This window comes from Chryseobacterium koreense CCUG 49689 (genome assembly GCF_001045435.1).
Lineage (GTDB): Bacteria > Bacteroidota > Bacteroidia > Flavobacteriales > Weeksellaceae > Kaistella > Kaistella koreensis.
On the sequence record NZ_LFNG01000004.1, the window covers coordinates 86,726 to 104,850 of the forward strand.

An 18,125-nucleotide genomic window follows, 5' to 3' on the forward strand; every position below is an offset into this window, starting at 1 on the left:
TCCACATTGGTGAATCTCTCGCGTAATGTCTTTGTTTATAGGATTTTGCAATCTTGCTCAAGAGAAATCTTTCCATCCCTGAATTTCAATTTCTTTTACTTTATAAGATTCTTCGCCTCCATAAATCAACAGTTTCCGGTCGATTTTTTCGGGATAGATCTTGGCGAAATAGTGAAGTCCTTTCAGCAGCTTTTCACTGATGGTTTTGGTCGATTTTATTTCGGCGATATCAAAACTGCCGTTTCCTTCCATAATCAGATCGATTTCGTTGCCGTTGCTGTCGCGCCAATACCAGAAGTTCTTCATTTCGTAGCGGTGGGCATTAAGTTTGTGCAATTCTGCAACAGCATAGTTTTCATAGATATTTCCGAACAGGCGGTTTTGGGTAAGTTTTTCTGCACTGTTGATGTTCAGCAGATAGCAGAGCAGACCGGTATCGCAAAAGTACAGTTTCGGACTTTTGATTATTCGCTTGTTAAAATTCTCGAAATAGGGTTCCAGCCGGAAAACAATGAAACTCGCCTCCAGAATCGACAGCCAAGATTTGGCGGTTGGCGCGGAAATTCCGCAGTCTTTTGCCAAATCCGAAATATTCAGAATCTGTCCCGTTCTCGCCGCGCAAAGCCTAAGAAACCTTCGGAAATTTGTAAGATCATGAATGTTCAGCAATTGACTTAAGTCCCTTTGAATATAAGTTTCAATATAATTTTTGTAGTAGGATGACGACGGAATTTTACGGTCGAAAATCGCAGGATAAAAACCATGTGGAATCAGCGCTTCAAAATTTTCAGGAAGTAAATCTGCCGCAGAAAGTTCCTCAAGATCAAACGGAAACAATTGAAACATCGCCACTCTTCCCGCCAAACTCTGGGTAATATTCTCTAATAAGTGGAAGTTCTGCGAACCGGACAAAATATATTGCCCCATTATTTGGTCTTCATCCACCTTTGTTTGTAGAAAAGAAAAGAGTTTCGGAACCCTTTGCACTTCATCAAAAATCACATTGCCGGAATATTTCTCCAGAAAAGAATTGGGGTCGCTTTCTGCAACGGTTCTGATGTCGGGATTTTCAAGATTCACATATTCAAACTCGGAAAAGCTGTTTTTCAGCATCGTTGTTTTCCCCGATTGTCTTGGTCCGTTAATGGCAATAATCGGATAGAGTTTTAGATATTGATTTATGATTTTTACAAGTTGTCTCAAAATCGACATAATATATTGTATTTCAATACAAATATAAAATAAAATTTTCAATTTACATAAAAAATATTTTCAATTTGCATAAAATATTTCTTCAATTTACATAGAATTTATTTTCAATCTGCATACCGCAATCCTTCCAGGATTAGTAAAAGAATCCTGCAATTCTAATTCTTTAGTTCTTGCAATCCATTTTTTATTTTGATGAAAAAACTTTTTATTCTTAAATCAGCAAAAGTCAGAAATCTCAGGTGACTTGGGTGTTAAAGAAAATATCTCTTGTTGCTTTGGCTAAATAAAATATTTCGTGTATTTGTGGCAGGAAATAGGCGTATTTTCCGTAATTTTACCCTTCAAAATTTCTAATAAAAATGGCATTCAATTACGCGGAACCTTTCCAGATCCAGAAAGACGATACCCAGTACAAAAAACTCACTTCAGATTACATAAAAATTGAACAACTCGGCGACCGGGAAATCCTCACCGTAGATCCTAAAGGTTTGGAACTATTGGCCGAAAAAGCGATGGAAGACGTTTCCTTCATGCTTCGTTCGGCACATTTGCAGAGTTTAAGAAATATCATTGAAGATCCTGAAGCAACCGATAACGACCGTTTTGTGGCGTACAACCTTTTGCAGAATGCCGCAGTTGCGGTAGAAGGCGCGCTTCCTTCCTGCCAGGATACGGGAACAGCAATCTGCGTTGCCAAAAAAGGAGAAAATGTTTACACCGGAGTTGATGACGCCGAACATTTAAGCCAGGGAATTTACAATACATTTCATAATAAGAATTTAAGATATTCCCAAGTCGTTCCTTTAACAATGTTTGATGAAAAAAATTCGGGTTCCAACCTTCCGGCGCAGATTGATATTTATGCTAAGAAAGGAGATTCCTACGAGTTTTTATTCTTAACGAAAGGCGGCGGTTCCGCCAATAAAACCTTCCTTTACCAAAAGACAAAATCGTTACTCAATGAAAAATCTTTAACGGAATGGATCAAAACTTCCATCCTTGATTTGGGAACTGCGGCTTGTCCACCGTATCACTTGGCTTTGGTCATCGGCGGAACTTCTGCAGAAGCTACAATGGCTGCCGTGAAAAAAGCATCCGCAAAATATTACGACAACCTGCCCACAACGGGCGATGAAACCGGACGCGCTTTCCGGGATTTGGAATGGGAGAAAAAGATCCAGAAAATTTGCCAGGAATCCGCTATCGGAGCACAGTTCGGCGGAAAATATCTAACACACGATGTTCGGGTGATCCGTTTGCCAAGACATGCAGCGAGTTGTCCCGTTGGAATGGGCGTTTCGTGTTCCGCGGATCGAAATATTAAGGCGAAAATCACCAAAGATGGAATTTTCTTGGAGCAACTGGAAACCAATCCAGCAAGATTTTTACCCGAAACTCCACCTCACCTGGAAAAAGCCGTAGAAATCGATTTGAATAAACCGATGCCGGAAATCCTTGCCGAACTTTCAAAATATCCAATCAAGACCCGCCTGAAACTGAACGGAACGCTGATTGTAGCGAGAGATATCGCCCACGCCAAAATCAAAGAGCTTTTAGATGCCGGAAAACCGATGCCGGAATATTTTAAAAACCACCCGATTTATTACGCCGGACCTGCAAAAACCCCGGAAGGAATGCCTTCAGGAAGTTTCGGGCCAACTACTGCCGGAAGAATGGATGTGTATGTGGACGAATTTCAAAGCCATGGCGGAAGTATGGTGATGCTTGCCAAAGGAAACCGCAGCAAAGACGTGACCGATGCCTGCAAAAAACACGGCGGTTTCTACCTTGGTTCCATTGGCGGACCTGCTGCAATTTTGGCCAAAGAAAACATCAAATCGGTAGAAGTGGTTGATTTTGAAGAACTGGGAATGGAAGCGGTGAGAAAAATTGAAGTGAAAGATTTCCCTGCATTCATCATCACCGATGATAAAGGGAATGACTTTTTTGCGAGTATCTCCCACTAAACATTCTAGGTTTGAAAAACAGGAAAGTTTAAAATCATTTTAAATTAGAAAAATCCACTTCAAAACTTTTGCTTGAAAGGAAAATTGTCATACTTTTGCCTAAAATCTGAATAAATGCTAACGATTCTATCATCATTCTGGCCGTTTTACCAATTTCTTTGGACCGTTTATTTCGTCATCATGTTCCTTATCGGATTCTGGTGTATCTTCATGTTTTTTGGATTCATCATCCCACTTTGGCTGACATCCGGATTAATGGAATACTTCGGGAAAACAAAACCATTTGATCCAGAAGATGTGAGAAGAAAAACTTTGCCAGAACAGGGAGCAGAAATTATTTTCAGCAACCCGAAAGGAAATGGTCCTTTCCTGCATACCGATCACGGTCATCACTAGTTGATGTCACTGCATTCCCGCCTAATTTCCGGGAAATGTGGTCACAAAGCAAAACAATATATTTAAAATCAGTTTCTGAATTTCAGAAGCTGATTTTTTTTTCACTTTAGCTTTAAAACAAATTACCGGAGTCTGAATTATAATTCCGATAAAGACGGGTTTCCACTTATCAGCAAACAAGTTATTTGTCTGTTTTTTCCTACCTTTGCACCCACAAATTCCAAGGAAATGTCAAAGTCACTTATTCCAAAATTAGAAGCCATCAAGCAGCGTTACAACGAGGTTGCCGATTTGATTATTCAACCCGACGTCATCTCTGACCAGAAAAGGTATTCCTCATTAAATAAGGAATATAGCGATCTTGGGAAAATTGTGGCTGTTTTTGACCAATACAAACAGGCTTTGAACACCATAGAGGAATCAGATGAAATTATCGCAGACGGTTCCGACAAAGATTTTGTGGAGCTCGCCAAAATTGAAAAGAACGAGGCCATCGAGAAAATTCCCGGATTGGAAGAGGAGTTGAAAATCCTTTTAATCCCGAAAGATCCGGCAGACGATAAAAACGTGATCGTGGAACTTCGTGCAGGAACCGGCGGTGATGAAGCCGCAATTTTTGTGGAAGATGTGTACCGAGCTTATGCCATGTACTTTAAATCGAAAGGCTGGAAACACGAAATCACAGATTCCAATGAAGCTTCGAAAGGTTATAAAGAATTGATTTTAAAGGTGGAAGGAGACGGAGTTTATGGAATTATGAAATTCGAATCCGGTGTTCACCGCGTGCAGCGGGTTCCGGAAACCGAATCACAGGGAAGGGTCCACACTTCTGCAATTACCGTTGCGGTTTTGCCGGAAGCTGAAGAAGTAGATTTTGAGCTAAATCCCGCAGATATCGAAATGCAGACTTCGCGTTCCGGAGGAGCTGGTGGACAAAACGTGAACAAGGTGGAAACAAAAGTCCAGCTCACTCACAAACCTTCTGGATTGGTGGTGGTTTGTCAGCAGGCGCGTTCTCAGTTGGCAAACCGTGAATTGGCCATGGAAATGCTTAGAACAAAATTATACGATATCGAACTTCAAAAAGTTCAGGGAGATGTCGCCGCTCAAAGAAAATCTATGGTTTCCACAGGGGACCGTTCGGCAAAAATCAAAACCTACAATTATCCGCAGGGAAGAGTGACCGATCACCGAATCAACAAGTCGATCTATAACCTGGATGCCTACATGAATGGAGATATGCAGGAAATGTTCGATGCCGTAATCATGGCAGAAAATGCCGAGAAAATGAAAGGCGAGGAGGAAAACTATTAAGATTAGGATTTTAGGAATATAAAATTGAACTGCTTTCTTGGCGGTTCTTTTTTTATAGCCTGATTTGTACCGAAAACTTCATCCTAAATTTCGGGGGCGGTTCATGATTTGTAACGGTTTCCAGATGGCTCAACCGATGAATAAAGTCAATTCGTACGAAGCGGAAAATATTTGAAATCCCATAACCCACTTCCATAAATGGCTGATTGTTCAAGCTGCGTTGCACGAAATGGTCCGAACCCATTCCTTGCACAAAATCCGGATTAAGCTCGCCAATCAGATAGTTGAAAGTAACGTGGTTTCGCCAGTTCAGCTTTTTAATGAGTGGAATACTGTTGGTCAATAAACCTTCCAGGTTTTGGGTGTATTGCATTGACGCATATTTATTGCTCACAAATTCGAAAAAATGCATCGTATTGAAAGCATATTTATTGTAGAACAAAAACGAGTTTCCCAAATGGTTTTCCAGCAAAGGATAAGGAACTTTGTCCGGAATAATTCCTCCGGTCAAGGAATATTCACCTCTACCCAAAATCCCCATTGGAATAATTTGCTGAATATTTAAACTGAATTTATTGTAATCAAAATCGCTTCCGAAAATTCCCTTGATTCCTCTGGTATAGCGGAAAGTCACGGTTGGATTATACACATTGTCCTTTAAGTTCAACTGTTTGTTGTTGCGGGTCTGAAGAATTCTTCTCCCGGGACGCCAAATGGTTTCGGCAATGATTTCGGTAGTTTTGAAATTTTGGATTTCTGCATTCCCGTCTTCAGAAAATGAAAAAGGAAAAAGAGGGTCGAAATTAAAATGCTTGAAAGTGATTTTCTCGGTCAAAGTCTTCAAAACATCGGTCTGAAAATAGGCTTGGTAATTATCTTGCCAAAAAGGTCGTCGCAACCTCATTTTTCCATTTTTGGTGAAGGAATCGAAAATATTGTTCCTGCGCATCGAGTAATCTTCATACATAAAGGCAACCTGTCCCAAATCGTGAAAATAGCTGATTCCTGCTTGAGTCCAAGGTTCCCGTGAAAAAATATAGTCCACGTTTGCGCCATATTTAAAATCTTGATCTTTGAAGCCGTAACTCAGGTAGCCGCCCAAAATCCATTTCTTGCTAAAATCCTGGTTGGTCCTGAAACCTGCCCGCAGTCGAAGTCCTTCATAATCATTGTAGCCAATCGTGTACAGATAGGGCCCGAAACTCACTTTTCCAGCTTTGTAGTAGCCATTTGTGATTAAATCGATGATGTCCAGATAAGTTCTCACCGACGGAAGGTTTTTCGCCTGCGCGATCATTCCGTACATTTTCTTTTCGGCGGTGGTCAGCGAATCGTGGCGGCTTTTGTTCCAGAATGCTTCGTCCTTTTCGGAGGCATCGTCCAGCACCACCATTTCCTTGTTGAATTTGGAATCTTCGATTGGTTTATTAACTTCAATATCTTTTGCGGAAGAGTAATATTTCAGAAAAATTCCCACGCTTTCCTTGCCGGGTTTCGCGGTTTCCACAATGACCCTTGTCTTCGCAGGAAACCAGCTTTCAGCATCCGGCAGATAATTCATTTCCTGCTGAATCCTCAGATTATTGATAAAGTTTAAATTCGCACTGGGCATCACCTTTGCGTCAGTTCTGTACAGCGCGTAATCCCCGTGCGCTATGAGCATTGTCCCCTCAAAAGCCAGATCAGATTCTCTTTTTGGCTTAAAGTTGATTCGGTAGTATCCCAGATTGTCGATCTGCACGTTTCGGTCAACCAAATCGTAATCATAAAGCAGTTTGAAATTGTCATTTACCGGTGAAAGAAAATCCTTCCCCAGAATCCGGATATAGTTTTGGTAAAAATTATATTTAATGAAAGTGGAAGTCAAAAGTTGTGAAAACATGCTTCCGTCCTCGATTCCGATTCCCTCCACCTTTGTTTTTTTGATGAATTCCGCAGTATTGTGCGGATTTTTTCTAAAGTAGTAATCCGATAAGTTTTCCGAGATGAAAATGGGCATCACCGGTTTTCCGTCCTCACCGGAAACATCTTTTGTGGCATCCATAATTCCGCGAATGTCTTTGAAAACCTTTCTTTTTTCTAACTTTTTCCCGAAGTTACTCATCGAGATTTCCATTCGGCTGTAATTTTCGTAGGAATAAAATTCTAGCTTATCGGGATTATTTTTCGGTTTGTTGGCAACCACTTTTTCCAGGATTTCCCAAGCAGGATTTGCGTATTTTTTCTTTCTTTTGATAAGGATTCCTTCAATATTTTTCGTTTTGGGTTTACTTTTTTTGGGGTCAATGGGCGTAATACTCAAATTCAATTCGTCTGCAAAACCCTCTTGAAGGAAAATACTTTTAGGCAAAAACTCGTCGAATTTCACCACTAAAGAATCGGGTTTGCTTTCATACAGAATTTCATAGAAACCATCGAAATCCGTAGTGGTGGATTTCTTGTCACCCTTTGAATCAACAGTGTAAACGGGCACAAAAGCCATCGCTTCGCCGTTTTGCGCATTGATGACTTTCCCCTTTAGTGTTTTTTGCTGCGCGAACAAACCTGCAGAAAATAGCAGAAAAATCGTCGGTAAAAATCGTTTAGTAGAGATGCTTATCATTTGGTTCGGCAGTAAGCAAACTTACAAAAATTGGTTTAAACAATTTATGCTTTTTTAAATTTTCGTAACTTTACTTGCTATAAATATCCAATTGATGCGCCAAAAAATCCAAAATCAAGCCCCAGATTTCAATATCGATATCGAAGGTCAGCTTCCCTATTTTTTTGAGAAGGACGGACTTGAAATGAAGACTTCGTACTCAGCACTAGATTCACAAACCATTACAGATCAGGAATATTCCGCCGGAATCGCACCCTATTTGAGAGGTCCCTATTCCACCATGTATGTCCAAAAACCCTGGACAATCCGTCAGTATGCAGGATTTTCAACTGCTGAAGAATCCAATGCCTTTTATCGACGAAATTTGGCGGCGGGCCAAAAAGGACTTTCCGTGGCATTCGATTTGGCGACCCATCGCGGTTACGATTCCGATCATTCAAGAGTAGTAGGAGATGTAGGAAAAGCAGGTGTTGCCATTGATTCTGTGGAGGACATGAAGATTTTGTTCAACGAAATTCCTTTGGATGAAATTTCAGTTTCCATGACGATGAACGGCGCAGTTTTGCCGATTTTGTCATTCTACATCGTGGCTGCGGAAGAACAGGGAGTTTCCCAGGAAAAACTTTCAGGAACCATTCAAAACGATATTTTGAAGGAGTTCATGGTTCGGAATACTTACATTTATCCGCCTACACCTTCCATGAAAATCATTGCGGATATTTTTGAATATACCTCGAAAAATATCCCAAAATTCAACTCCATTTCAATTTCCGGTTACCACATGCAGGAAGCGGGCGCAACACCTGTTTTGGAAATGGCATATACTTTAGCCGATGGTTTGGAATACGTGAGAACCGGAATCAAAGCCGGACTGAACATTGACGATTTTGCGCCGAGACTGTCGTTTTTCTGGGCGATCGGAATGAACCATTTCATGGAGATTGCAAAAATGAGGGCCGCTCGCTTTATCTGGGCGGATCTGTTGACGCAATTCAATCCTAAAAACCAGAAATCTTTGGCTTTAAGGACCCATTCGCAAACTTCCGGTTGGTCTTTGACGGAGCAGGAACCATTTAACAACATTACCCGAACCGCGATTGAAGCGCTGTCTTCAGCTTTGGGTGGAACACAGTCTCTGCACACCAATGCATTAGATGAGGCGATTGCTTTACCAACCGATTATTCCGCAAAAATTGCAAGAAATACCCAAATCATCTTACAGCAGGAAAGTGGAATTTGCGATGTGGTAGATCCGATGGGAGGAAGTCATCTGGTGGAAACACTTACCCAGCAAATGATTGATGAAGCCATGGAATTCATCGATGAGGTGGAACAGGAAGGCGGAATGACCAAGGCGATCGAAGCGGGAATTCCAAAAATGCGGATCGAGGAAGCCGCAGCAAAAAAACAAGCGAAAATCGATAGTGGCGAAGAATTCATTATCGGGGTAAATTCCTTTAAATCAAATCTTAAGCAAATGGAATTGGAGATTTTGGATATCGACAATTCCGAAGTCCGAAGAAAACAGATCGAAAGGTTAAACCAAATCAAAGCCGCTAGAAATCCGGAAAAAGTTGCTGAAATTCTAAATAGATTGAGGGCAGCAGCAAAAACCGGAACCGGGAATCTTTTGGAAATCTGCATCGAAGCTGCAAGAAGAAGAGTGACTTTGGGTGAAATGAGCGATGCGATGGAAGAAAGTTTCGGCAGATATAAAGCAAATATCAGAACAATCCAAGGAGTATATGCAATGAATGCAGATAAAAATAAGTATTTCCAAAAAGCGGTTTCTTTAACCCAAAAATTTGAGGACCATGAAGGAAGACGACCGAGGATCATGGTCGCAAAAATGGGGCAGGACGGACATGACCGCGGTGCAAAAGTGGTGGCAACAGCATTTGCCGATATGGGATTTGATGTGGACGTGGCGCCACTTTTCCAAACTCCGGAAGAAGTCGCCAAACAGGCGGTGGAAAACGACATCCATATTTTGGGGGTCTCCTCTTTGGCTGCAGGACACAAAACCCTGGTTCCACAAGTGGTGACGGAACTGAAAAAACTCGGTGCGGATGATATTACGATCGTGGTTGGTGGCGTAATTCCACAGCAGGATTACGATTTCCTTTTTGCAAATGGAGCAGATTTTATTTTTGGTCCGGGAACTAATCTGCCGCAGTCTGCTTGTGAGATTTTGGAGAGATTTTTAGGTTGATGGAGCGTTGTTAGCGCTAGAAGCGCTAACAACACTTAGCAAGTAAGTTTTCAACCTCCGTTTTTTGCGCCGCATATTTCTTTTGCAGCTCAGAATTTTCACCCATTCTTCGGTAATATTCCAATGCTTTCTCACCGAAAAATTTCTTGTGAAAATCCGAAACATCAGGAATATTGGGGAATACTTTGTGGAACAACATTTCGTAATAGGCCTGAAATTCCCTTTCGTTTTTGTCATCTACCAAGGTTTCGGGTGCTTTTTGGCGCACGTGCAGCATTTCATGGGCAACCATATTTGCCACCAGATTCAAATCGAAATCGAAAAGGTTCCTTGGAATCATCACCATCTGCTTTCCACCGAGTTCACCTTCGGTAGTCAGAAGCATCCTATTGGGTTCCAGCTCCGGACGAAAACCGAAACCTGTGAAATTCTCGGTCTCCAAACCGAGACTGCGGATGAGGAAATTCGCCGCGTCGAGGATTTGATCGTGGGATTTGTAAGCGTTGATATGGGCGGAGATATTTTCAAGATTCATGCTATAAAAATAACTGTTTTCCTTTATTCCCAAAAAATGCCACGATTGCACAATTAAATATCCGTGCATTCGTGGCAAATGATTGTTATTTAGTTCGTAGAATTCCGTAAATTAAAATAGCTCTTCAAAAGCCAAATCCACTTCCAGTTTTTCCGCTAAAATTTTAGAAATTTTTACCTTGAGCGGCTCGATGTCAATATTTTCCATCGCGTCGTTTGCAAATGCATAAAGCAGCATTGCCTGTGCTTCTTTTTTGGAAATTCCGCGGGCTCTGAGATAGAAAAGTGCGTCATCATTGAGCTGACCCACAGTGCAACCGTGCGAACATTTCACATCGTCTGCAAAAATCTCCAATTGTGGTTTAGTGTCAATCGAGGCTCCTTCATTGAGTAAAACGTTGTTGTTTTGTTGATAGGCATTGGTTTTCTGTGCGATTTTGTCCACAAAAACTTTCCCATTGAAAACGCCTTTTGACTGGTCTTTGTAGATTCCCTTGTAATTTTGATAGGATTCGCAATTTGGTTCTTTGTGATGAACTGCGGTGTGGTGATCCACCAATTGTTCGTTTCCAATCATCGTGATTCCATTCATGAATGAATTGATATTCTGTCCATTATGGATGAAATCCAGATTGTTTCTGACCAGTTTCCCGCCAAAACTGAAAGTGTTCACCGTCGTTAAACTGTCTCTTTCTTGTTTTGCAAAAGTATGGTCGATCATGTAGGAGGAATCGCTGTCATTTTGCAGTTTATGCCAATCTGTTTTCGCGTTTTTACCGGAGTATATTTCGGTCACGGTATTCGTCAAAACAAAGGATTCATCGTAATTATGGTGACTTTCTATGATTTCGATGTGGGAACCTTCTTCCGCAACTAGCAAATTTCTAATTGCATAGAAACTATTTTCTTTCTGATCCTGTGAAAGATAGAAAATATGGATCGGTTTCTCGATCACCGCATTTTTTGGGACTTTCACAAACAGACCGTTGTTCGCATAAGCGAGGTTGAGATTCGTAAAAGCAAGTCCGTTATCGGCAATTTTGTTGAGGTATTCTAGAAATTCCGGATGATTTTCTGCTTCTTCAAAAGGTGCAATTTCCACCATTTCAGAAGTAATTTTTGAAAGTGATGGATGATATTTTCCGTTGATAAAAGTGACCCAATCGAAATCTTCCTCCCCAAAATGAAGTTCGTCAATCATTTCCTGGGAGATTGAATTTCCTTCCGCGGGGAAAAAATTATAATTCTTTTCGGTAACTTCCTTTAAGTTGGTGAACCTGTATTCTTCATCTTTCTTCGTCGGGAAGCCGAGTTGGAAGAATTTTTTCAAAGCCACATTTCTTTCTTCGTTCAAAGAAGAATTCTTTTGACGGGAAAGAAATTCGGTGAAGTTTTGTTGTATGTTTTCTAATAAAGCCATTAGATTCTATTTTAGCAGTTTATCTTCCAAAAAGTTCTGAAAATCTTCTTTCTTCGGAAGGTAAAGTTGATATTTACTTAATAATATTTTGTTGGTGATGCTGTCGGTTGCATATTCTACAAGGATTTCGTTTTTGTGATTTCCCAGAATGATTCCTACAGGTTCGTTGTCGCCTTCGGTCGCTTCTTCTTTTTTGAAGTAATTAAGATAGAGATTAATTTGTCCGATATCTTCATGCGTGATTTCACCTTTTTTTAGGTCGATCAGAACAAAGCATTTCAGGATTCGATGATAAAAAAGCAAATCCAAACGGAAGTGCTTCCCACCGATACTCATTCGGTATTGCCGCCCGATAAATGCGAAACCTTTCCCCATTTCCATAATGAAGTTTTGAAGCTTTGAAATAATTTCTTCCTCCAAATCGTCTTCGTGCCACTGAAAATGTTCTGGAATATTCAAGAATTCCAAAACAAAGGGATCTTTAATTAAGTCCTCCGGTTTCCCAATTTGATGCCCTTTTTTCGAAAGTTCTAGAATGCCTTCTTTGTCTTTGCTTAAAGCAATTCTTTGGAAAAGAAGACTTTTCATTTGACGTTTCAATTCACGGACACTCCACCTTTCCAGTTCGCATTGTTTGGTATAAAAACCTATTTCCAAATCGGAATCGGCTTTTAGAATTTCAAAATAATGACTCCACGTCAATATGTGAGACAGTGTCTCACTTTTTTGGAAAGAAAGATATAACTTTCGCATATACAGAATGTTAGAACGGCTAAATCCTTTTCCGTATAAATGTGAAAGGTCTTTAGAAATTCTTTCAAATAACTTTGAGCCATATTCTGCTCTCTCACTTCCATTCTGTTCAAACTCAACAATATATCTTCCGATTTCCCAATAAGTTTTTACCAGAATCGTATTCACAGACTGCACAGCCTTTTGTCTTCCCTGAGAAAGCAAAACGCCAATTTGCTGTATAAGTTCCTGATAATTATTGGTTTGGAGCATAACTATAAATAAGTGAGACAGTGTCCCACATTTTCAAATGAGATTTACTAAAATCAGTTTAGCAACCAATCGTACCCTTTCTCCTCCAGTTCCAAAGCAAGGGTTTTGTCACCGGTTTTGATGATTTTTCCATCTGCCAAAACATGAACGAAATCTGGTTGGATATAGTCTAAAAGTCTTTGATAGTGCGTGATGAGAAGAACGGCGTTCCCTTGGTTTTTAAAAGAGTTTACCCCATCTGCCACGATTCTGAGCGCGTCGATATCTAAACCGGAGTCGGTTTCATCGAGGATGGCCAGTTTCGGATTAAGCATCAGCATTTGGAAGATTTCGTTTCTTTTTTTCTCGCCTCCGGAAAAACCTTCGTTTAGTGAGCGGGAAAGAAAATCTTTCTTGATGCCCAGTTTTTCTGAGTTTTCGCGGATCAGACCGAGCATTTCTTTGGCGCCCATATCTTCTTCGCCTTTTGCTTTTCTGGTCTCGTTGATTGCCGCCTTGATAAAATTGGTCACCGAAACTCCCGGAATCTCTACCGGATATTGGAAGGACATGAAAATTCCTTTGTGGGCGCGGTCTTCGGGAGCATCTTCCACAATGTTTTCGCCTTCGAAATTCACTTCTCCATCTGTTACCTCATATTCTTCTTTACCGGCGATGACCGATGAAAGCGTCGATTTTCCTGCTCCGTTTGGTCCCATAATCGCATGGACTTCGCCGGGATTGATTTGTAAATTTATTCCTTTCAGGATTTCTGCGCCGTCTTGAATTTTGGCGTGTAGGTTTTTTATTGTTAACATTTCTATATGTTTCAGGTTTCAAGTTTCAGGTTTTAAGTCCGCAAAACTCTATTTATTTAATTCTAAAAAAATCAAGTCTCGAGATTCCTTAACTTGGAACTCGAAACTTGGAACTCGGAACACTTTTTTATCCAACGCTTCCCTCTAAACTGATTTCCAATAATTTCTGTGCCTCTATTGCGAACTCCATCGGAAGTTTGTTCAAAACTTCTTTTCCGAATCCATTGACGATTAGTGCAATGGCCCGCTCTGTGCTGATTCCTCTCTGATTGCAATAGAATATTTGGTCTTCACCAATTTTGGAGGTCGTTGCTTCGTGCTCGATTTGTGCAGTGGGCTCTTTTACTTCGATATATGGGAAAGTGTGCGCTCCGCAATCATTTCCCATCAAAAGAGAGTCGCATTGGGAGAAGTTTCTTGCTCCTTTTGCGGTGGGCATCACTTTGACCAGACCACGGTAGGAATTGTTTGATTTTCCAGCGGAAATTCCTTTGGAAATAATCGTGGATTTTGTATTTTTTCCGATATGGATCATCTTGGTTCCCGTATCAGCATATTGAAAATGGTTGGTCACCGCGATTGAGTAAAATTCACCAATGGAACCATCTCCTTTCAAAATGCAGCTCGGATATTTCCACGTCACTGCGGATCCTGTTTCTACCTGAGTCCAGGAAATTTTGGCGTTTTTCTCGCACAATCCTCTTTTTGTCACGAAATTGAAAACACCGCCTTTTCCTTCAGCATCACCTGGATACCAGTTTTGCACGGTGGAATATTTGATTTCGGCACCTTCCATCGCTATTAATTCTACGACGGCTGCGTGCAGCTGGTTTTCATCCCGGGAAGGAGCGGTGCAGCCTTCAAGGTAAGAGACATAGCTGCCTTCATCTGCTATGAGCAGTGTTCTTTCAAATTGTCCGCTTCCGGATTGATTGATTCTGAAATAGGTGGAGAGCTCCATTGGACATTTCACCCCTTTTGGAATGTAGCAGAAGCTTCCGTCTGAAAATACGGCTGAGTTTAATGCCGCGTAGAAATTATCACCTCTCGGAACTACTTTTCCGATGTATTTTCTGACCAGTTCCGGGTGTTTTTGGATGGCCTCGGAAATCGGGCAGAAGATAATTCCCTTTTCTTTTAAGGTTTCCTGGAAAGTGGTTTTCACAGAAACCGAGTCCAACACGATATCTACCGCAACACCGGAAAGTCTTTTCTGTTCCTCGATGTTGATTCCCAGTTTTTGGAAAGTTTTCAGCAGTTCCGGATCCACTTCGTCCAAACTCGCCAATTCTGGTTTTTTCTTCGGAGCGGCGTAATAGGCGATTGATTGGAAGTCGGGTTTCTCATATTTCACGTTTGCCCAGTTGGGTTCTTCCATTTTCAGCCAGATTTTGTAGGATTCCAAACGCCATTCCGTCATCCATTCGGGCTCGTTTTTCCTGACGGAAATCATTCTGATAATTTCCTCATTCAATCCGATCGGGAATTCCTCATATTCGATATCGGTATAGAAACCTGCTTCGTATTCTTTTGTTTTAAGATCTTCTCTTAAATCATCTTCGGTATATTTAGCCATTTTTTCTTTCTTAATTCGCCCAAAGGCGACATTTTAAATTTCTCTTCTAAACTTTCTTAAAGCGAGAAACTCTCACCACATCCGCAAGTTCGGTTTGCGTTTGGGTTGTTGAAAATGAATCCTTTTCCATTTAATCCACCGGAATATTCCAAAATAGTTCCGGCCAGATAAAGAATTGATTTTTTATCGACTATGATCTTCACACCATTGTCTTCAAAGATTTGGTCTGCATCGGTTTTTTCGTTATCGAATTTCAGAACATATTCTAAACCGGAGCAACCGCCGCTTTTCACGCCGACTCTTATAAAGTCGGTTTCAGGATTGAAACCGTCTTCCCGCATTAAAATTGCTGCTTTTTCTTTTGCTTGATCGCTAACTTTTATCACTATTTTTATTTAGAATGATTTTAGATTGCAAAATTAACAATAATAAAATGAAAACCAAAGTGGTTCACCCACATTTATTTTGGTCGTATGGGAAAACCTATTTTAACTATTGCTAGATTTGGGCATCAAAAATTTAAATATTAAAAAAAATATGAAAAACTTAGTATTGTTTTTACTTGGACTTTCTGCGCAGCTTTGCTTTGGGCAGGCCAACCGATTTATCTATCAGGTGACCATGAAGCCTGACTCTGCGAATCCCAACGACGTGCGGACGGAAAATGCCTATTTGGATGTGAGCGGGCAAAAGTCAGTTTTCTATTCCGAAAAATCCATGAAACGAGATTCCATTTTCAGCAGAGCGCGGCAAACGGGAAGTTTTAATTTCGACAGAAACCAAATGCAGAGTTTGCGTTCCAGTATTGATTATACCATTGAAAAAGACCTTAAAACCGGTGTGAAAACCTTCAAATCTAGAATTGGCAGAGATCAGTATTCCTATGAAGAAGACCGCGCAATCGATTGGAAGATTACCCCGGAAACCTTAAAAATCGGAGACTACAAAACACAGAAAGCGGAAGCAGAATTTGCGGGAAGAAAATGGTATGCGTGGTTTATTACCGATATGCCGATTCAGGACGGTCCTTATAAATTCTCAGGACTTCCGGGTTTAATCGCAAAGGTGGAAGATGCCGCCGGTGATTATTCTTTTGACTTAAAAGAAGCAAAAAAAATTACTGAAATTCAAAATCCAGATTCCAGAGGAACAGTGATTAAAGTAAAAAGGAAAGATTACGAAAAGCAGAACGAAGCATTCCGGAAAGATCCGGCCTCGTTTTTTGCTGCGCAAATGAGTACCGGCAGAGGCGGGTTTGGCGGAGAAACACGTGGCGGCGGAATGAGAACGCCAGATCCAAATAGGAGAAAACAGATGGAGGAACGATTAAAGGAAGAGATCAGAAAGAGCAATAATCCGATAGAGCTGAAATGATTTTTTTAGTGAATAAAAGTTCTAAGCCTAAAATTGTGCACTTTAATTTGAATGTAGGTTTAATGTTTTTTTAAGAAGCGATAAAGTTTGGTTAAAGTCTATCTACACCAATTTTGCAGCAAAAAATATGTGTAATTTTACAATGCAAAAATCAATTCACAAATACAAAAAAGCTATGAAAAAATTATTAGCAGCATTTTCACTGGTTCTAGGAATGGGATTGGCAAATGCACAGCAAGTGGCGCCAACAACCACAAAACAAGCTCCGGCAAAAGTTGAAAAAGCAACCAAATCTGAAGCGAAAAAAGAAACTATGGCGGCAAAAGCAGAAGCGACAAAACCAGCCGCAAAAATGAAAAAGGACGGCACTCCGGATAAAAGGTACAAAGCCAATATGCATCTGAAAAAAGACGGAACCCCAGACAAAAGGTATAAGGAAAACAAATAGCGTTTCATTATTTTAATTTGGTTAGACCTCTCAGCTTACTGGGAGGTTTTTTTGGAAGATAAAACATGGCTTGATTTATGATGGATGAGGAGTGCGTATATTTGATCAACCAACAAATCAACAAACTAAATGAAAAAAGTATTTTTTTTACTTGGAATTTTTCTCCTCACGCTCAATTGCGCGCCAACGAAAACTGCACCGAAAAGCAGTGAAACCGTCGCGCTGAAGCCCGAGAAAAATGATGACGGTGAATGGGATTTGGAAGTCCTGGATCCGCAATGGAACTATTTCCTAAACGCGGTTGCGAAACCAGTTGGAATGTATTCGGAATCTTATCTGAAAACAAAAAACACTTTTCTGGTCAGCGAGTGGAATTCTTATTATTACGCCAGAAAATTTCCAAATATCATAGAAAATCTTATCGATTATGATCCCCAGGAAAATTATGGTTTAAAGTTAGAATATAAACTGTACCAGGTTTTTGCGTTCGTGCAGTGGAGGTATGGACTTAAAATGAATAATTTGAGCATGGGCGAAGTTCGGTAGAGAACAAAAAAGGTTCGGGAAAATTTTCCCGAACCTTTTTTATGGTCTAGTTGATTGTTTATTTGTTGAATTTTTCCTCCACTTTGTCCCAGTTGATCACATCAAAGAATGCGGTCACATAATCTGGTCTTCTGTTTTGATAATGAAGGTAATAAGCATGTTCCCAGACATCTAGTCCCAAAACCGGTGTTCCTTGGCAATCTGCGACCGGCATCAAAGGGTTGTCCTGATTTGGTGTGGAGCAAACTGCAACGGACCCGTCGGCTTTTTTGCACAACCAAGCCCATCCTGAACCGAATCTGGTTTTAGCGGCATTTGCGAAATCTTCTTTGAATTTTTCAAATCCGCCATAAGCTTCGATGGCGTTTTTCACGTTTCCTACCGGTTCTTTGCTTCCACCGGGAGTCATGATGTCCCAGAAAAGGGTGTGGTTATAATGACCTCCACCATTATTTCTAACGGCAGCTTTGTCGGTTCCTGTTTTGCAGATTTCCTCAATGGATTTTCCTTCCAAATCGGTTCCTGCAATTGCAGCGTTTAAATTGGTCACATATGCTTGATGGTGTTTCGTGTAGTGAATCTCCATCGTTCTTGCGTCTATCGTAGGTTCTAGTGCGTCATAAGCGTAACCTAATTTCGGTAATTCGAATGCCATAATTTTGATGTTTAATTAATGAATACCCAAATTTAGCCATTATTTAGACCAATTCCAAAATAGAGGA

16 protein-coding genes are annotated in these 18,125 nt (G+C 40.6%); 7 read left to right on the forward strand and 9 right to left on the reverse strand.

Annotation, left to right across the window (positions count from 1 at the left end):
* Window positions 1-57: 57 nt before the first annotated feature.
* Window positions 58-1,212: an ATP-binding protein gene (locus ACM44_RS03225; protein ID WP_048498671.1), complete on the reverse strand. Its 1,155-nt coding sequence runs from the start codon at window positions 1,210-1,212 to the stop codon at window positions 58-60.
* 359 nt (window positions 1,213-1,571) lie between these two features.
* On the opposite strand from ACM44_RS03225, the gene ACM44_RS03230 reads away from it, so the two are divergent.
* From ACM44_RS03230 to prfA, 3 genes are all read left to right on the forward strand, one after another.
* Window positions 1,572-3,179, forward strand: a complete 1,608-nt coding sequence (locus ACM44_RS03230; RefSeq protein ID WP_048498672.1) for a fumarate hydratase — start codon at window positions 1,572-1,574, stop codon at window positions 3,177-3,179.
* A 114-nt stretch (window positions 3,180-3,293) separates the two neighbouring features.
* Window positions 3,294-3,575, forward strand: coding sequence for a hypothetical protein (locus tag ACM44_RS03235; RefSeq protein WP_048498673.1), 282 nt, complete (start codon window positions 3,294-3,296; stop codon window positions 3,573-3,575).
* 228 nt (window positions 3,576-3,803) lie between these two features.
* The gene (gene prfA / locus ACM44_RS03240; RefSeq protein ID WP_048498674.1) at window positions 3,804-4,889 is read left to right on the forward strand and encodes a peptide chain release factor 1; all 1,086 of its coding nucleotides are present in this window, start codon (window positions 3,804-3,806) and stop codon (window positions 4,887-4,889) included.
* A 52-nt stretch (window positions 4,890-4,941) separates the two neighbouring features.
* On the opposite strand, the gene ACM44_RS03245 is transcribed toward prfA, so the two are convergent.
* Complete coding sequence (locus ACM44_RS03245) at window positions 4,942-7,491, reverse strand: DUF5686 family protein (protein ID WP_048498675.1); 2,550 nt, start codon at window positions 7,489-7,491, stop codon at window positions 4,942-4,944.
* A gap of 94 nt (window positions 7,492-7,585) precedes the next feature.
* Here ACM44_RS03245 and scpA point away from each other — a divergent pair, with 94 nt between their 5' ends.
* Window positions 7,586-9,703, forward strand: coding sequence for a methylmalonyl-CoA mutase (gene scpA, locus ACM44_RS03250; protein ID WP_048498676.1), 2,118 nt, complete (start codon window positions 7,586-7,588; stop codon window positions 9,701-9,703).
* A gap of 25 nt (window positions 9,704-9,728) precedes the next feature.
* On the opposite strand, the gene ACM44_RS03255 is transcribed toward scpA, so the two are convergent.
* The 6 genes from ACM44_RS03255 to ACM44_RS03280 form a co-directional block, all read right to left on the reverse strand.
* Window positions 9,729-10,238 carry a hypothetical protein gene (locus ACM44_RS03255; protein ID WP_048498803.1) on the reverse strand — a complete coding sequence of 170 codons (510 nt, stop codon included), beginning with the start codon at window positions 10,236-10,238 and terminating at the stop codon, window positions 9,729-9,731.
* Between the two features lie 111 nt (window positions 10,239-10,349).
* The gene (gene sufD, locus ACM44_RS03260) at window positions 10,350-11,657 is read right to left on the reverse strand and encodes a Fe-S cluster assembly protein SufD (protein ID WP_048498677.1); all 1,308 of its coding nucleotides are present in this window, start codon (window positions 11,655-11,657) and stop codon (window positions 10,350-10,352) included.
* Between the two features lie 6 nt (window positions 11,658-11,663).
* A complete protein-coding gene (locus ACM44_RS03265; protein ID WP_048498678.1) occupies window positions 11,664-12,662 on the reverse strand; it encodes a PDDEXK nuclease domain-containing protein in 999 nt (332 codons plus the stop codon).
* 53 nt (window positions 12,663-12,715) lie between these two features.
* A complete protein-coding gene (sufC, locus tag ACM44_RS03270) occupies window positions 12,716-13,459 on the reverse strand; it encodes a Fe-S cluster assembly ATPase SufC (protein WP_048498679.1) in 744 nt (247 codons plus the stop codon).
* 127 nt (window positions 13,460-13,586) lie between these two features.
* Window positions 13,587-15,035: a Fe-S cluster assembly protein SufB gene (sufB, locus tag ACM44_RS03275; RefSeq protein WP_048498680.1), complete on the reverse strand. Its 1,449-nt coding sequence runs from the start codon at window positions 15,033-15,035 to the stop codon at window positions 13,587-13,589.
* A 56-nt stretch (window positions 15,036-15,091) separates the two neighbouring features.
* Window positions 15,092-15,421 (reverse strand): HesB/IscA family protein, encoded by a 330-nt coding sequence (locus tag ACM44_RS03280; RefSeq protein ID WP_048498681.1) that lies wholly within the window; start codon window positions 15,419-15,421, stop codon window positions 15,092-15,094.
* Window positions 15,422-15,572: 151 nt separating this feature from the next.
* Between ACM44_RS03280 and ACM44_RS03285 the strand changes: the two genes are divergently transcribed.
* From ACM44_RS03285 to ACM44_RS03295, 3 genes are all read left to right on the forward strand, one after another.
* Window positions 15,573-16,409, forward strand: a complete 837-nt coding sequence (locus ACM44_RS03285; protein WP_048498804.1) for a GLPGLI family protein — start codon at window positions 15,573-15,575, stop codon at window positions 16,407-16,409.
* Window positions 16,410-16,584: 175 nt separating this feature from the next.
* Window positions 16,585-16,857 (forward strand): hypothetical protein, encoded by a 273-nt coding sequence (locus tag ACM44_RS03290; RefSeq protein WP_048498805.1) that lies wholly within the window; start codon window positions 16,585-16,587, stop codon window positions 16,855-16,857.
* Window positions 16,858-16,986: 129 nt separating this feature from the next.
* On the forward strand, window positions 16,987-17,403 hold the full coding sequence (locus tag ACM44_RS03295) for a DUF6146 family protein (protein WP_048498682.1): 417 nt from the start codon (window positions 16,987-16,989) through the stop codon (window positions 17,401-17,403).
* 58 nt (window positions 17,404-17,461) lie between these two features.
* Here the strand turns inward: ACM44_RS03295 and ACM44_RS03300 are convergent, their stop codons facing one another.
* Window positions 17,462-18,058, reverse strand: coding sequence for a superoxide dismutase (locus ACM44_RS03300; RefSeq protein ID WP_048498683.1), 597 nt, complete (start codon window positions 18,056-18,058; stop codon window positions 17,462-17,464).
* Window positions 18,059-18,125: the final 67 nt, after the last annotated feature.

Bases quoted from the DNA above. Each gene is read 5' to 3' on its own strand.
- scpA (WP_048498676.1), top strand. From the start codon at position 7,586: ATGCGCCAAAAAATCCAAAATCAAGCCCCAGATTTCAATATCGATATC.
- ACM44_RS03235 (WP_048498673.1), top strand. From the start codon at position 3,294: ATGCTAACGATTCTATCATCATTCTGGCCGTTTTACCAATTTCTTTGG.
- ACM44_RS03290 (WP_048498805.1), top strand. From the start codon at position 16,585: ATGAAAAAATTATTAGCAGCATTTTCACTGGTTCTAGGAATGGGATTG.
- sufC (WP_048498679.1), bottom strand. From the start codon at position 13,459: ATGTTAACAATAAAAAACCTACACGCCAAAATTCAAGACGGCGCAGAA.
- sufB (WP_048498680.1), bottom strand. From the start codon at position 15,035: ATGGCTAAATATACCGAAGATGATTTAAGAGAAGATCTTAAAACAAAA.
- ACM44_RS03255 (WP_048498803.1), bottom strand. From the start codon at position 10,238: ATGAATCTTGAAAATATCTCCGCCCATATCAACGCTTACAAATCCCAC.
- ACM44_RS03245 (WP_048498675.1), bottom strand. From the start codon at position 7,491: ATGATAAGCATCTCTACTAAACGATTTTTACCGACGATTTTTCTGCTA.
- prfA (WP_048498674.1), top strand. From the start codon at position 3,804: ATGTCAAAGTCACTTATTCCAAAATTAGAAGCCATCAAGCAGCGTTAC.
- ACM44_RS03295 (WP_048498682.1), top strand. From the start codon at position 16,987: ATGAAAAAAGTATTTTTTTTACTTGGAATTTTTCTCCTCACGCTCAAT.
- ACM44_RS03285 (WP_048498804.1), top strand. From the start codon at position 15,573: ATGAAAAACTTAGTATTGTTTTTACTTGGACTTTCTGCGCAGCTTTGC.
- ACM44_RS03300 (WP_048498683.1), bottom strand. From the start codon at position 18,058: ATGGCATTCGAATTACCGAAATTAGGTTACGCTTATGACGCACTAGAA.
- ACM44_RS03225 (WP_048498671.1), bottom strand. From the start codon at position 1,212: ATGTCGATTTTGAGACAACTTGTAAAAATCATAAATCAATATCTAAAA.
- ACM44_RS03230 (WP_048498672.1), top strand. From the start codon at position 1,572: ATGGCATTCAATTACGCGGAACCTTTCCAGATCCAGAAAGACGATACC.
- sufD (WP_048498677.1), bottom strand. From the start codon at position 11,657: ATGGCTTTATTAGAAAACATACAACAAAACTTCACCGAATTTCTTTCC.
- ACM44_RS03265 (WP_048498678.1), bottom strand. From the start codon at position 12,662: ATGCTCCAAACCAATAATTATCAGGAACTTATACAGCAAATTGGCGTT.